This window comes from Acinetobacter sp. YH01011, from assembly GCF_013420785.1.
Taxonomy (GTDB): domain Bacteria; phylum Pseudomonadota; class Gammaproteobacteria; order Pseudomonadales; family Moraxellaceae; genus Acinetobacter; species Acinetobacter towneri.
In genome coordinates, this window is sequence record NZ_VOYG01000010.1 from 1 (window position 1) to 14876 (window position 14876).

The 14876-nt window shown below is 35.9% G+C and carries 14 protein-coding genes and 5 pseudogenes; 8 read left to right on the plus strand and 11 right to left on the minus strand.

Annotated features, from left to right (window positions below):
• Positions 1-196: 196 nt before the first annotated feature.
• Positions 197-1362, plus strand: a protein-coding gene (locus tag FTT78_RS08095) for an IS3 family transposase (RefSeq protein WP_119285041.1) whose coding sequence is annotated in 2 segments (ribosomal slippage) — positions 197-455 and positions 455-1362 — 1167 coding nt in all. Because the reading frame shifts where the segments join, the coding sequence is not laid out codon by codon here.
• 234 nt (positions 1363-1596) lie between these two features.
• A complete protein-coding gene (locus FTT78_RS08100; protein WP_077170035.1) occupies positions 1597-2055 on the plus strand; it encodes a DUF523 domain-containing protein in 459 nt (152 codons plus the stop codon).
• A gap of 126 nt (positions 2056-2181) precedes the next feature.
• On the opposite strand, the gene FTT78_RS08105 is transcribed toward FTT78_RS08100, so the two are convergent.
• Positions 2182-2970, minus strand: a complete 789-nt coding sequence (locus FTT78_RS08105; RefSeq protein ID WP_038350081.1) for an aminoglycoside adenylyltransferase domain-containing protein — start codon at positions 2968-2970, stop codon at positions 2182-2184.
• 277 nt (positions 2971-3247) lie between these two features.
• On the opposite strand from FTT78_RS08105, the gene FTT78_RS08110 reads away from it, so the two are divergent.
• A protein-coding gene (locus tag FTT78_RS08110) for an IS3-like element ISAba14 family transposase (protein WP_099046175.1) occupies positions 3248-4392 on the plus strand; the annotation gives its coding sequence in 2 pieces (ribosomal slippage) (positions 3248-3512 and positions 3512-4392; 1146 coding nt in all).
• A 172-nt stretch (positions 4393-4564) separates the two neighbouring features.
• Here the strand turns inward: FTT78_RS08110 and FTT78_RS08115 are convergent.
• Complete coding sequence (locus FTT78_RS08115; protein WP_004658364.1) at positions 4565-4786, minus strand: helix-turn-helix transcriptional regulator; 222 nt, start codon at positions 4784-4786, stop codon at positions 4565-4567.
• A gap of 194 nt (positions 4787-4980) precedes the next feature.
• Between FTT78_RS08115 and FTT78_RS08120 the strand changes: the two genes are divergently transcribed.
• Entirely contained in the window at positions 4981-5232 is a 252-nt protein-coding gene (locus tag FTT78_RS08120) for a hypothetical protein (protein WP_004658363.1), read from the plus strand.
• Between the two features lie 252 nt (positions 5233-5484).
• Here the strand turns inward: FTT78_RS08120 and FTT78_RS08125 are convergent.
• A pseudogene (locus tag FTT78_RS08125) lies at positions 5485-5628 on the minus strand (antitoxin HicB); the annotation flags it as partial.
• Between FTT78_RS08125 and FTT78_RS08130 the strand changes: the two are divergent.
• A pseudogene (locus FTT78_RS08130) lies at positions 5628-5852 on the plus strand (efflux RND transporter permease subunit); the annotation flags it as partial. The pseudogenes FTT78_RS08125 and FTT78_RS08130 sit on opposite strands and share 1 nt — an antisense overlap.
• Positions 5853-5936: 84 nt before the next feature.
• Here FTT78_RS08130 and FTT78_RS08135 read toward each other — a convergent pair.
• Together FTT78_RS08135 and FTT78_RS08140 are read right to left on the minus strand one after the other, a co-directional pair.
• Positions 5937-6824 carry a cation diffusion facilitator family transporter gene (locus FTT78_RS08135; protein WP_127800877.1) on the minus strand — a complete coding sequence of 296 codons (888 nt, stop codon included), beginning with the start codon at positions 6822-6824 and terminating at the stop codon, positions 5937-5939.
• Positions 6811-7542 (minus strand): transglutaminase family protein, encoded by a 732-nt coding sequence (locus FTT78_RS08140; protein ID WP_005245162.1) that lies wholly within the window; start codon positions 7540-7542, stop codon positions 6811-6813. The genes FTT78_RS08135 and FTT78_RS08140 overlap by 14 nt, the downstream gene beginning before the upstream one ends.
• Before the next feature lie 79 nt (positions 7543-7621).
• Between FTT78_RS08140 and FTT78_RS08145 the strand changes: the two genes are divergently transcribed.
• Entirely contained in the window at positions 7622-8035 is a 414-nt protein-coding gene (locus tag FTT78_RS08145; RefSeq protein ID WP_179989169.1) for a Cd(II)/Pb(II)-responsive transcriptional regulator, read from the plus strand.
• A 41-nt stretch (positions 8036-8076) separates the two neighbouring features.
• On the opposite strand, the gene FTT78_RS08150 is transcribed toward FTT78_RS08145, so the two are convergent.
• Both FTT78_RS08150 and FTT78_RS13525 read right to left on the minus strand, forming a co-directional pair.
• A complete protein-coding gene (locus tag FTT78_RS08150; RefSeq protein ID WP_005245164.1) occupies positions 8077-9276 on the minus strand; it encodes an integrase arm-type DNA-binding domain-containing protein in 1200 nt (399 codons plus the stop codon).
• 185 nt (positions 9277-9461) lie between these two features.
• Positions 9462-9563: pseudogene (locus FTT78_RS13525) on the minus strand (recombinase); the annotation flags it as partial.
• A 490-nt stretch (positions 9564-10053) separates the two neighbouring features.
• Here FTT78_RS13525 and FTT78_RS08155 point away from each other — a divergent pair.
• Both FTT78_RS08155 and FTT78_RS08160 read left to right on the plus strand, forming a co-directional pair.
• Positions 10054-10530, plus strand: a pseudogene (locus tag FTT78_RS08155) (transposase); the annotation flags it as partial.
• Positions 10531-10563: 33 nt separating this feature from the next.
• Positions 10564-10827: pseudogene (locus tag FTT78_RS08160) on the plus strand (integrase core domain-containing protein); the annotation flags it as partial.
• Positions 10828-10947: 120 nt separating this feature from the next.
• On the opposite strand, the gene FTT78_RS08165 reads toward FTT78_RS08160, so the two are convergent.
• The 4 genes from FTT78_RS08165 to FTT78_RS08180 all read right to left on the minus strand — a co-directional run bounded on the left by FTT78_RS08165 (position 10948) and on the right by FTT78_RS08180 (position 14875).
• Complete coding sequence (locus FTT78_RS08165) at positions 10948-11466, minus strand: hypothetical protein (protein WP_179989170.1); 519 nt, start codon at positions 11464-11466, stop codon at positions 10948-10950.
• Positions 11456-12844 carry a hypothetical protein gene (locus FTT78_RS08170; RefSeq protein WP_179991388.1) on the minus strand — a complete coding sequence of 463 codons (1389 nt, stop codon included), beginning with the start codon at positions 12842-12844 and terminating at the stop codon, positions 11456-11458. Before FTT78_RS08170 ends, FTT78_RS08165 begins: the two co-directional genes overlap by 11 nt.
• Before the next feature lie 98 nt (positions 12845-12942).
• A protein-coding gene (locus FTT78_RS08175) for an IS3 family transposase (protein ID WP_179991387.1) occupies positions 12943-14018 on the minus strand; the annotation gives its coding sequence in 2 pieces (ribosomal slippage) (positions 12943-13766 and positions 13766-14018; 1077 coding nt in all).
• Between the two features lie 236 nt (positions 14019-14254).
• Positions 14255-14875, minus strand: coding sequence for a hypothetical protein (locus tag FTT78_RS08180; protein ID WP_154320123.1), 621 nt, complete (start codon positions 14873-14875; stop codon positions 14255-14257).
• Position 14876 lies beyond the last annotated feature (1 nt).

The following is a 14876-nucleotide window of genomic DNA, read 5'->3' on the forward strand; positions in this document are numbered from 1 at the left end:
GCATGTTCCGCGTCCTTGCAATACTGTGTTTACATACAGTCTATCGCTTAGCGGAAAGTTCTTTTACCCTCAGCCGAAATGCCTGCCGTTGCTAGACATTGCCAGCCAGTGCCCGTCACTCCCACTCTATTGATGTGTGCTTAAAAAACAGGAGGGTTTAACTTGGTAAACTATACATACTCATTAGGAGTTTACCATGAGCAAGAAACAGAAGACTTACACCGCAGAATTTAAAGCTGAAGCCATAAAAGCCATTGAAGAGAACCAAGGTAATGTATCGGAATCCGCTAGACAACTTGGCATTTCAATGCAAACCCTTTCGAACTGGAATAACAAAGCAAAGGCTGGAACTTTAGCAGGCACAAAACAGTATTCGCCCGATCTAAACGCCTTACTCGAAGAAAATAAGAAGCTTAAACAACAGCTCAAAACAGCTGAAATGGAACGTGAATTTTTAAAAAAGGCAGCAGCGTACTTTGCCAAAGAAAGTCAGTGAGGTACGCCTATATGAAATCGCAAAGCCACTTATTTCCGATTATTTTAATGGCTCGATTACTTCGTGTATCCGTTTCTCGCTTTTATGATTGGCTAAAGCGAGGCATGAGTAAAAGATCAATTCAGCGAAATCAGCAGACAATTTTGGTCAAAATAGCCCATGAAGAAACCAAACAAAGCTATGGCTATGTTCGATTAACCAAGCATTTACAAGCGCAAGGTATCAAAATAAGTACGTATGCTGTGCGCCAAATAAAAAAATCAAATCAGTTGTATTGTAAGCGCCATAAGCGTTTCAAAAGAACCACGAACAGTGATCACAACCGTTCTATTTATGACAATTTACTCAAGCAACAGTTTTCAATGACGAAGCCTAATCTTGCGTGGTCGAGTGACATTACCTACATTTGGACGGCTGAGGGCTGGTTGTACTTGGCAGCTGTCAAAGATCTTTACACGAAACAGGTTGTTGGCTATAGCTTAAATGAGCGCATGACAGCCAAGCTTGTTTGTGATGCATTGAATATGGCTATTCGCAATCAGAAACCTGCTAAAGATCTCATTGTACATTCAGATAGAGGCAGCCAATATTGCAGTAATGAATATCGAAACTTACTTGAGAAATTTGATTTTCAGGGTTCAATGAGCAAAAAAGGCGACTGCTTTGATAATGCACCGATAGAGAGTTTCTGGGGCATACTCAAAAATGAACTAGTCCATCATCGCAACTACAAAACAAGGGAAGAAGCCAAAGCGGATATTACAAAATATATAGAGTTATTTTATAATCAGCGAAGAATTCAAAAAGGCTTGGATTTTAAGACACCAAATCAAATGGCAGAAGACTTTTATCGGTTAGCTGCCTAGAATCTCCCAAGTGAAAGTCTCCTGCTAATTCAGCACACATCACTGTTGATAAATTTTCTAAACAAAAAGGATCAAACTAATCTATAAGCTTTGTGGGTTAGAAAAAAAATAACTCACTTTGCATTGATCATATTTAAATTCTTGTTTTATCCATAGCACTAACCTATTAATTTTAAAAAATAATAGGTACTGGCTAAATAGCAAATCGATACATATCTTTTTCATAGAGGAAATATGATTTTAGTAAGTTCTTGTCTGGCTGGCTTAAAGGTACGTTATAACGGGACGCATAGCTTAAACGAAAAAATCGAAAAATTAGTCAAAGATGGAAAAGCTACTATGGTATGTCCAGAGATTCTTGGCGGTTTATCAACACCACGCGAACCTGCCGAGATTTCGGGAGGTAATGGCGATGATGTCTTAGATGGAAAAGCCTGTGTAATTGAAAAATCAGGAAAGGATGTGACTTCAATCTATATTGAAGGGGCATATAGAACTTTAAAAAAAGTTCAATTATTAAAAGCTACTCTGGTAGTGCTTAAAGAAAATAGCCCTTCATGTGGTAGTTCAATGATTTACGATGGTCAATTTAATGGGAATAAGATCTATGGCAATGGAGTTACCTCCGCTTTGCTTAAACGTCATAATATAAAAGTCATTTCAGAAGAAACTTTTTGGCAACTTTTACCCTAGTTCCTCCGCTTTTATTTAAAATCTTCATGCAACTCCAACCACGCCCCCCTTTGCAATATCAAGTCTCTTCGGTATTTAGAGATATAGTGAGGTAATAATCTAAGAAGCATATCCATTACTTCCACATCAGTTAAAAAGTAGTGGTTCAATTTTATGCTGTAATTCTTTAACAATTTTAGCAAGCTGATCATGTAAAACTAACCAACATTGCTCATGACCTTGCCCAATATATTCATCTATTATGAGTTGCAAAATGTCTTGATCTATCTGACTTAAGAATTCTAAAAACCATGTCGCAGCAACATCCTTGGCAACTATTGTTTTATGATCTAATGTATAAGCTATACGGCATAGCGCTAAAATTTGATTACATTCATCCTGATCGTCTTTCCAATGAGCAATAATTTGTGGATAAGTTTTTTGCATGGCAAATATTAATTGTTCATAGCTAATTGGATTTAACCAATCGCAAATATCAGGTCCAAAGATAGTAATGTTATGTAATTGGGCAGTTTTAAGTAAAATACTAATATCTGGATCAGATTGACTATAAAGTAATTCACCTTTGAGTAATTCTTCTCTCAACCACTCGCCATATTGTAGCTGATATGTATATGGATGATTTTTATTGGTAATACTCCCTTTTTCTAATATCGTAATTTCTAAGGCACGCGCTGTAGCATGACCAATCGGAACAGATATATTTAGAAAATTCTGCGCTAATTGTTTTCTTTCCTGATCGGTAATTTCACGTTCAATAATAACTAAAATATCAAGATCACTTTTATGTTTTAAACCACCATCAACATACGAACCATATAAATAAATAGCATAAAGCTTATCTTTAAAATTTTTTTGTAAAAGCTGTTTTACACTTTCAACTTGGCGACACTCTTCATCATTTAAGCTTTGCATATGATTTTTAATTTAAAAAAATAAGTAATGAATTCATAGAGCATTATACAGAATAAGTGTAAATAATTTAATCAATTAGTAAATAACATACTATTTTTACAATATATTTACTTTCAATATAGAGTTTAATACATAAAACTCTATCAATCAAAAAAAGCTTGAAACAACATCTGAATAGTAAGAGTCATTTCCTCCTCACTTAGAGATGGATCCGGAAATTTGAACAACTCCTATAAGTGATACTCTGCTCCTCAAATGATGTTATAAACATCAATATATGGAGTATTTTATGGCACGTAGACCAAGAAGAAATCATTCAAACGACTTTAAGGCTAAGGTAGCACTTGCTGCGATCAAAGCAGAAAAAACACTTGCTGAATTGAGTTCTGAGTTTGATGTTCATCAAAACCAAATTATTGACTGGAAAAATCAATTGATCTCAGCTTCCTCACAAGCTTTCGATCAATCAAAAGCTCCATCAGAACCTCCCATTGATCTTAAAAAGTTACATGCAAAAATCGGTGAGCAGGCATTAGAAATTGATTTTTTAGAAGGTGTGTTGAAGAAACTGGGCCGCTTCAACCACAAAAGTTAATCGATCACTCACTTCAGATTTCAGTATCTAAACAAGCTAAGTTACTGAAAGTCTCTCGTGGTTGTTATTATTATCGCCCAAAACCTGTTAGCTCATCAGATCTGAAGCTGATGCGATGTATTGATGAATTACATATGCAATATCCTTTTGCAGGCAGTCGTATGATGCGTGATTTGTTGAATCGTCAAGGGCATCATATAGGACGACGTCATACACGTACTTTAATGAAGAAAATGGGTATTCAGGCGTTATATTGCAAACCAAATTTAAGCCAGGCTAATCAAGCTCACCGTAAATATCCATATCTGCTCAAAGGATTGGCTATTCAGCGCAGTAATCAAGTGTGGTCTACTGATATAACGTATATCCCTATGGCAAAAGGCTTTGTTTATTTATGTGCTGTGATTGATTGGCATAGCCGCAAGGTACTTGCGCATAGGGTATCGATTAGTATGGAGGTGGATTTTTGTATTTCGGCTTTAAATGAAGCGATTGAAAAATATGGATCACCTGAAATATTGAATACAGACCAAGGCAGTCAGTTCACCAGTGATGCATTTATTGATGTATTGAAATCAAATGGCATTCAAATCAGTATGGATGGTAAAGGTCGATGGGTAGATAATGTGATGGTTGAACGATTATGGCGGAGCGTTAAATATGAAGAGGTGTATCTCAAAGCTTATAGCAGTGTCACAGATGCGAAAAAGCAATTGAGTGCATATTTTGAGTTTTATAATCTGAAACGACCTCATTCGAGTCTAGACAAAATGACACCAAATGAGTTTTACTATGATCAGCTACCCCAACAAAACAAGGTGGCTTAACTAGAGCGGAATATCACTTATAAATACGCTTTTAGTTGTTCAAACAAGTGGAACCACCTCTGTTTGTAATGATATTTTATAAAATTCAATATTAGATCTGCAGAGAAAAACTTATCAAACTAAGTATTGGCTAGTCTTTTTCTTCGAAAAACTTATCAAACGAAGTATTAAGTTAATCTTTTTCTTCAACTTCTTCCTTAAACTCAAACAAATCATTCATCGTACAGTTAAAGTACTTACACAACTTATCGGCGACTGGTAATTCAATACGTACAGCACGGTCATAATACATACTTGTGAGCGTGTTGCGATTGATACCTGTTGCATGCACCACTTCACTTAATTTTAAAATTTTTCTATCGCCCATGAGGCTAGATAACTTACAAGTAATCATATTTAAATTAATTTACAAAAAATAACTTGCTGTGGGTTATTTGAAGTTGTTGACTGAGTAATACTTTGCTAAAATTAACCTACAGCAGGTTATTACAACTTATAGAAAGTATATTTTATCCATTTCAACTAAATTATAACTTTTTAAATATAAGGATTGAACCTGCATTAGATTATTTTGTGGAGATGACCGCCGTGTTACCAAATGAGTTATTGATCAGCCAGCAAGCTCGTGACTTAGGAAATCAATTAATTAAAGAAATGAACATCAATAGAAGTTATGGAATGGCTAATTTTCTTGGAGTAAATACTTGCTATGATAATCATCAGGCTGTACTTATTTGGACATTTCAACTGCTTGAAAGGGAACCTGCCTTAAATGAATTAGCAGAAATTAAAAAATATTTTCTTTTAATCTTTCCAGATAGTGTTTATCAATTAGCCTAAGTTGTTTTTAAAATTAATTTATTAAATAAAAAGCACTAAATCAAAGAAAGCTTTATTTAAAAATACCTATTAATTCAAAAACATACCATTTACTGAATATATGAAGCATAGGTTCCTGCTCTATCACTCACTCGTACTAAAATTACATCGCTCTTTTTACTGATACTAAACAATTTATGTCCACGCCACGTTCTGCGGCTTCGAGGGCTAGTTTTTGTTGAACCACTGAGAACAAGGACAACAAACTGCCTACTATATTTTCCCGGAGAGTGGTGTAGGAACTTTTTCATTATTGCTAATCATATCAGCGACAACATCAGCAACGAGCTCCTCTATTCCTGAGAATGCTTTAGACTGATCCGCATCAAGCCAAGACAATGATGGAAACTCAGCACATCATTCGTTTAAGACCTATTTTAATGACGGCACTGGTCGCAAGTTTAGGTTTTATTCCAATGGCGTTAAACACTGGAATTGGTGCAGAAGTACAACGACCACTAGCAACAGTTGTTATCGGCGGTATTGTATCTTCTACAATTTTAACTTTGTTTGTATTGCCTATTTTATATCAATGGGCGCATGGCTCTGAGAGTAGCAAACAGCAATCCGACGAAATTTAAAATCAAAAAAAGCAGCTTAATTACTAGGTTATGCCTAATTAAGCTGCTTTTAATATTGTATGCCCAACATTTTATTGATAAAGCTTACTGCGCTTCATCCCGACAATTTTCATTTAAAAACTCAAACTCTATCGTTGTATGCGATAAATGATAGGAAGATAATTTAGCTGCAACTTCTTGTTTAAGCCTAATTAATTCTTTAACGTCAAAGTTGTCACTCAGCTCAAGGTGCGCTGTTAAAACGTGACTTTCACCATCTAGTGACCAAAAGTGCATGTGGTGGATACCATTAACTTCAGGAAATTCCATTAGTGATAGTTTAATACGCTTTTGAGTCTCTTTATCGGGTGCAGCTTGAAGAAATAAAACGAGTGTTGATTTCAGGTTTTTGAAAACATTAAACAAGATGAACAGCGTGAACCCTATTGATAAAAGGGGATCTAATATCGGCAGTTCAGCGAACAACAGTACGATAGAGACTATAAGAACGGCAACCCATCCAAGTACATCTTCAAGAAGGTGCCATGTCAGCACTTTCTCATTTAATGTTTCACCCGCTTTTAATTTTAATACAGCATATCCGTTAACGGCAACGCCGAGTATCGCTAGCCCTAACATCCCCTCGACTACAGGCATTTCAGGATTGGACAGCTTTGGAATTGCTTCAAATAAAATCCAAATTGAGCCAATGATTAAAACAATACTGTTTATCAATGCGCCAAAGAGAGTAAGTCTACGATAACCATAACTAAACTTATCTGATGCTTCTTTATCTGAAAAACGACTTAAAATCCACGCAAAACCTATTGAAAGACTATCACCAAGATCGTGAACTGCATCTGCCATTATCGCCGTACTGTTAGTGAGCCAACCACCTATAAATTCGATAATAGTGAATGTCACATTAAGGAAAAATGCCCAACCAATACGGTCATCTTTACCATGTTGATGACTATGATTATGGTTGTGCATTTTGTACCTCTAGTACTTTTCTATTTCTTAGTTTTGATACATTCATATTAATCAAGTGACGTATCAAGCGTTGATATATCCAGCGTTTGAACCCCGACAAGTTAGTCCCTTTTTCGAGATAGAACTCATCAGGGGAATCATAAAGCCCAAAGTCATCATGAATACCTTCTTTTTGAATATAGGTATTTTCTCCACGCCAATCTGTATCTGGTGATGAAAAGCACTTTGTTGCAACACCATAACCACAAAAATCATCTTTTACTTGGTCAAATTTCTCCTGTAGAGAGCTTAAGTATTGCTCATCCAATATAAAGCCCTCTAAGTTTATCCAACGCCCTTCAAAGTAAACTTCTACCCAACTATGAATGATGTATTTAGGTGCTAACCAAAATACATAGCTTGGGATAGCACCTTTTTGTAGTTGCTGGTCTATGGTAAACCCATGAAATCGGCATTGAATGCCTAGTCCACGCAATAGTGCCATTAACAGATTACCCTTAGTATTACATTGTCCATAACCATCTGCTAGCACATCGCTTGCTGCAATATCATCGCTTTCATTATAACCAAAGAAAATCTCATCTTTTACAAACTGATAAGCGGCACCAATTTTGTTGAAGTTATCCAAGTTTTTCCACCTACGTTGATCGATCAAGGATTGGATATCTTTGTGTTCAAAATTAACGATATTCGTATTGTTTAAATATTTCTCAGTCATTTTTTATATATCCTTTTCGTTGCATACTTATACTATAGACTCTATAGTAACTATAGAGTCAAATGTCTGGGGGAAATTGATGAAAATAGGCGAATTGTCAAAAAAATCGGGCTGTTCAATACAAACGATTAGATATTATGAAAGAGAAGGATTTCTGTTAAATCCAAATCGTTCAGAAGGTAATTTCAGGCTGTATGATAGCAAAGCACTTAAACAATTGGAATTCGTAAAGCATTGTCGCAGCCTAGATATATCACTCAATGATATTAAACGTCTTATCGAATTAAAAAATAAGCCAGAAGAAAGCTGCTCTAGCGTTAATGCATTAATTGATCAGCAACTTGCACTAGTGAATAAACGCATGAAAGAATTAAGGGCGCTTAAAGCTGAATTACAACAAATGGCTAGTGCTTGTGGTTCGAACAACCCAACATACTCATTATATTCTGCTGACCATGTAACACGGCAAGTATATTGTTTACTATCCATTTGAAACCCCATAATGTTTTAAGTCTATGTATAAAAGTACGATTTTCACTTAGCAGTACTTAAATAATCACCCCACCACTGCATCATTTCAGTCCGCTGGGCTAAATAGTCAGCGTGATTATAGCTGGCACGGGTACGGTTCTTATCAATATGTGAAAGTTGTGCCTCAATCCAGTTATCCTGGAACAAACCTGAGTCATTCAAAATGGTACTAAAAGTGGAACGTAGTCCATGAGAGGATAATTGATGTTTTCCATAGCCCATCTTACGTATAGCCATATTTAATGTATTAAAATGAATCGGTTGATTATGTTTCCGTGGGCTAGCAAAAATGTACTTTTCACCGTATGACCATTGCATGACGTCTTTTAAAATATCTAAAGCCTGATCTGAAAGTGGAACTAAGAAGTCGGGAATCTCATGGCCTAATATGACTTTTCGTCGAAACTGTTTAATATGCAAGGCAGGTATTTTCCAGACTTTTTCATTTAAATCAAAATGATGAGGCTCAGCCAATAACAATTCAGCCCCTCGCACGCCAGTATGTAATTTGAACAGCAGTGCTTTTTTAATAATCGGATGGGCATCCAATTTTTGTAATTTATACTTAAAATCAGATATATCCTCCGCTTTCAAATACGGATAATTTTTCTTGATTTTACTGTTAATGGCGATTTTATTTAAACCATGCGCGATGTTGAATTCACAATAACCCATCGCTACAGCGTAGTCATAAATTTGGTTCAAATAACTACAAGCTTTCTTGACAGGTTCTTTTACTTGGCGTCCCTCTATTTTTTTGATTACTGAAACCAGGTCATAACGCTTGATGTTTTGAAAAGGTAGATCCTGAAGGTCTGGATAAATATCTTGCTGTAAGCATCTTTCTGCTAACTGTAGTACACCACAGCGGGGTAGATCGTTGAAGGCATTTTTCAGTTTGAACTGTAACCACTCCTCCCCGACCTTACCAAAGGTGATGACATTAGAGGCAGTATCTTGTTCAAAACAGAAATCATTGTCTTTAAAGTCATCTCTGACTTGTCGTGCCTTTTTCAGCGATAAATCAGGATAACGACCTAACTGAATGCGTCGACGTTTTTTAGTTTGTGGATCTGTATAGCGATAGCACCAAGATTTTCTTCCACTCGGCTCAATCTTCAGGCTAAGCCCATCTTCATCGGATAAAAAACTGGTTTTTTCCTTACAATGAGCTTGGCGAACTTTAATTTCAGTAAGACTCATGGAATTTAAATGAAACCTAACAATGGGTTGATTGGATCAATTATATCAAAATAGAACGCTTTATGTATGATGCGTACACTACGCATCATATAGATTTGTAAAGTATTGTTTTATAAATTTATTATTCAATATACTTTAATTTTAGTAACCAGTAGGAGTACCACTTCTTTTTTAGTTCTCAAATATCACGTTTTTTTTGACGCAATGATTCTATCTCGGACTTCGTCAGCTGTTTTACGAGAGATGAGGATATACTTTACCTCCCACTCTGTGAGCCTTTCAACGTCTCACGGCTCTATTTAATGTTATTGAATAATCAATGGATACCAGTAAAGCCTTTTAGGTCTGCTATTGTTTCTAATACAATAGTCTCCACGATCAAGGATTGGACTCAATGCATATTCCAGCATAAACCTACCACCTATTCCTATTCGCACCCTACCACTCATTCCTATTCCAAATCGGCCACTTAGGGTTTATTCAGTAATAGAATTTAAAGGCTTTATTGCCCAAACCTATATTCTTAAAAGCTTATTCAGCAATATAATTCTTAGATAAATTGCATATTCTTATCGTAAAGGACACTGATTCTTCTTTCATTTGGACAGTTACTATGAATTCACTTCCGTCCTAATAATCTGCCCCAAAAGCTTTTTGGCTTCCGATTCGGATCGGCTTTGTTGCACAAATACCTAAGAATATGATTTTATTAAATTTATTCTTAGGTTGAAATTTTCACAAACCTTTAAAAATCAGTGCCTTGCAAAATGTTTATGCAACAAAGCCTATTTAAATCGGCAACTTGAACATATTGATAAGTTAATAAATAATCACATAGATCAAGATCCAACATTGAAACAGGATTTGAAATTACTGCAAACTATTCCTTCAATCGGTGAACGATCAGGCTTATTACTGTTGGGGTTATTTCATTCGCACAAGTTTGAAAAAGCAAGTCAAGCTGCTGCATATGTAGGTTTGGTTCCAGTACATCAGTTGTCTGGCAGTTCAGTCAACAAGCAAAGTCACTTATCAAAAGCAGGTGACAGTAAAATACGCTCAGTATTGTATATGTCGGCATTAACAGCGATTAAATATAATCCACACATTGAAGCTTTATATCAACGATTATTAAGCCAGGGTAAAAATAAAATGTGTGCTTTAGGTGCTGCAATGCGCAAGCTTATACATCTGTGTTATGGCGTTTTAAAACATCAGACTGCCTATCGAAGAGATTATTTAGTGGTCGAATAATCTCAAAACCTGATTGACTACCAAGACGGTATCTCAGGTCCCGAATTTATCAGTCACGAATTTGTGCGCTGGGCTACTGAGCACGGTATTCGTATTGAATATATTCAACCGGGTAAGCCACAGCAGAATGCGTATATTGAACACTATAATCGGACCATACGTTATAGTTGGCTGAGCAAGCATTTATTTGATACTTTGGATGAAGTACAAGATTATGCAACAAACTGGTTGTGGCATTACAACCATGAAAGACCACATCAAGCTAACAAAGGAAAGCCACCTCTAATGGCTGCTTAACCTCTACTTTTAACTTCGGTTATTTATTGAAGGATTACCTTAAAAACTATTAATGTAGCTCCATTTTAAATAAAGAACCGCTTTTTTATTCAAAATAGGGTAGGAACGACTTTAACTAAATCAGTAAGGAATACTTAATGAAATATATCTAATCTCACCTATATTGTTATATGAAATATATATTGTAAATGGAATATCTTCAATTTTCCATTTTTGGCTTCTAACCACGCCATCATCATTCTTAATAAATAATGGCACTCCTAACATATTTTCAATTTCAGCTTTATTCATTGAAAATTTTAAATTAAATGGCAGTTCTTGTTTATATTGAGAAAAGCCTTCCACACCATCATTATAAAAAAATATAGTCGTTAAGTATATTTTTTCACCAGTTATGGGTTTGTCCTCCTGATTTAAATAAAAAGACTCATCAGTAAATATAAAACCCAATCCCTCATCATATTTACTAATATAAAAATTATACTCATCCAATAAATCACCATCTTCATCATAAATTGGTAATTTAATTTCCTCTTGACTTTTCACAAATTGATTTTTAACAAAAAAATCAACTAATTTTTCATCAATATTTGACTTACCCAACAGTGATATTAAATGATCAATAAACTTATTTGTCATTCTTTCTCGCCTCCTCATCCATAATATTTTTCAAAAATTTATCATAATCAGCATTATTTTTACAGCTCAATGTAGTACATGCTTCTTGCAACTTTGTAACGTACTCAGGCGTTAATTTTTTTGCATTATCTATCATTGCCTCAGAATCCCTAATTTGTGCTGCTTGTAAATCATTTGCATCATTTTCAATGAGTCCTTTATTATTTTTTCCTGCATAGGTTGGACCTGCGGCATGCACCTCATTTGGTACAGTTACACTCATTCCTTCATTAATAATACGATTTTTCTCTGCTTGAGTTAAGGGCGCTTCCTTTAAGTCTTCAGCTCTCTTTAATAATGCAGCTTTAGACGGCTGATGATCTCTAGCCACGGTTCCATCTCCAGTGACTTTCTTTTGATTTCCATAATTATCAACCCATCCCACATCAAGAGATTGCTTTTGATTTATTTCAATATCAGCATCTTTCCCCTTAGTGACACCTTTACCTACTCCAGCACCTACAACTCCAGCCACAGCATTAATTAAATATTCTGCACCTTGTTTATTTTTTTCAATTTCATTTGCAAATTTCAATTCATCTAATTTATTTTCAGATGTTGAGGCTTCAATTTCTTTAACTTTCTCTGAATTAGTCCAATTATTAATCGTATTTGAATTGGTAACATGAGCGGCGGCAGTTAATGATGTCGCCAGCGCATCAAATCCTTGAGCTATTTCAGCTCCTACCGCACTATCTAAAGCTAAAGATTTTCCTGTCTCAATTGCTAAACGGACTGGGCCTGAAATCATTAGTCCTACCGCAAGTTGAACAGTACCTAAATCAACTCCAGTATCTTCACTAATCTGCTTTATATTATTTCCTAAATCAGCAATATTGCTTAATATCGTCATACCAACTGTGGTTTGGGTCGTAACTTTTGTCTCAATGTCAGTTCCTTTCGCATAAATTACTTCTTGTTCATTTACGCCTATTTTAGGTTGTTTAAAAATCGTTTCTAAATCAACACCAGATTGAGCTAATGTATCTAGTTGACTCTGAATTTCACTAAACTCTTTTGCTGCATAGAAAAAATCTAATTTAGAAAATAAAGCTTCAACTTCTTTTGGCTCTATCCCTCGTTTGAGCAATTCACTTGCAACTTTGTCACCAACTACACCCGTTTCTTTATATTCACTTGGTAAATTGTAAAGCCTTGCCTGAATATTATTTAGTGTTTGTAAAGCCTTATCTTTATACTCACCCGCTGGTAAGGCTTGTGCTAAATTTTCTGCACTTTGACGGAAATTCTCTGGCAAATCCTTCTGTTCTTGAATAATCTCCTGTCGTCCAGCTTCTGTCAGTAATCGATGATCAATCGTTACTGAACCATCCAGCATACCTGTGGTCTGATCACGAGTAATTTCTTGGGTATTGTTGATATCACGGTTGGTGGTATGGTAATCCTCCCATAAATAACCGAAGTTAAAAGCAGAGGTTAAGCAGCCATTAGAGGTGGCTTTCCTTTGTTAGCTTGATGTGGTCTTTCATGGTTGTAATGCCACAACCAGTTTGTTGCATAATCTTGTACTTCATCCAAAGTATCAAATAAATGCTTGCTCAGCCAACTATAACGTATGGTCCGATTATAGCGTTCAATATACGCATTCTGCTGTGGCTTACCCGGTTGAATATATTCAATACGAATACCATGCTCAGTAGCCCAGCGCACAAATTCGTGACTGATAAATTCGGGACCATTATCGCATCGGATCACTAACGGTTTTTCTCTCCACTCCAGCAATTGATTCAACGTACGAATAACCCTGATTGTGGGCAATGAGAACCCTGCTTCAATGGCTAGGCCTTCGCGGCGGTAATCATCAATCACATTCAATAATCGAAACTTGCGACCATCGGAAAGCTGATCATGCATAAAATCTAATGACCAAACCTGATTTTCTCGGATTGGTTCTTTCAATGGTTCAGGCGCATGCCGTTTTAGTCTTCTTCTCGGTTTAATACGCAGATTCAGTGCCAACTCACAGTAAATGCGGTAAACCCGCTTGTGATTCCAGCAGCAACTCTCAACATGCCGTAAATACGAGAAGCACAAACCAAAGCCCCAATCGGAATTTTCCTCAGTGAGTTCAATGAGCTGTTCAGCAATGAGTGCATTGTCATCGCTGAGTTTGGCTTGATAGCGGTAGCAGGTTTCACTAATGCCAAATGCTTTACAAGCCAAACGAATACTAATGGCATGCTGGGCAACTGCCTGTTGTGCCATCTTACGCTGGCAAGATGGCTTTACCACTTTTTTGCCATCGCTTCCTGGATGATTTCGGCCTTTAATCGCTCTTCCGCATACATCTTTTTAAGTCTGGTATTTTCGGCTTCTAGCTCTTTCAGTCGAGCCATTAATGATGTATCCATACCACCATATTTGGCACGCCATTTATAAAAGGTAGCATTACTCATGCCGTGTACACGGCAAAGGGTCGCTACAGGTGTGCCAGATTCTGCCTGTTTCAAGATGGACATGATCTGACTATCAGTAAATTTAGATGTTTTCATGCAGAATCTCCTGCTCGTATCTTAAGAGAAAATTCTACTTTTAGATCCTATTATTTTTAGGGGGGATTACCGTATCTTTCACATTCGTCACAGTACCTTGACCTAAGGTTGCCTTGGTCAGTTGTTCTGTTTCTTGCCCGCTGCTATTGATACCAATGGTCGTTGAACCTTTTGGAGCTGTAGAAGCTTCTTTAGTTCCCTTTTGTGGAATACCAATACTGGTCGATACATTAATTTCAAAAATTAAAATCCTTTAACGTCTTTCCTTTTTCATCCAATAATTTATATACAAAATCAGGTTCAATTTTTAAAAATAACTCAATAACATCATGAATTTTCCAACCATGTATTTCTGGATGATCAATGATTGAAATTAAATGTTCTTTTAAAAATGGAATATATTCTTTGAAGTCCTCATCGATTATTAAACCAAATAAAGAATCTATTCCAAAAGGTTGAGTATTAGCAAGCTCTATTATTTTGACAATATATGGAAACAATTTTTTTCTTGTTAAGGTACCTAGACCATGGTCAGATTTATCAGCCCAATAACGAATAAATGCTCTAAGAACATGTTGCAATGTATCATCATAACCATTTAGCCTATGATCAATAAAACCATTTAATTTATTGTTTTCAAATAATGCAGTTAAAGCATTAAAACCATAATCATCTCCCCAAAATGTCAACAATTTAGCAGCTTGGAATACAATATAGTCATCCGAATTTGTTAATAATTCTCTTAACTGTTCTATACGGCTAACTGAAATATCTTCAGCATCTAAGTCCTCTGCTATATCTGTATAATTGACACTATCAGGAATCTCATTTAATAAGTCTATAATCTTCTGTTCCAAC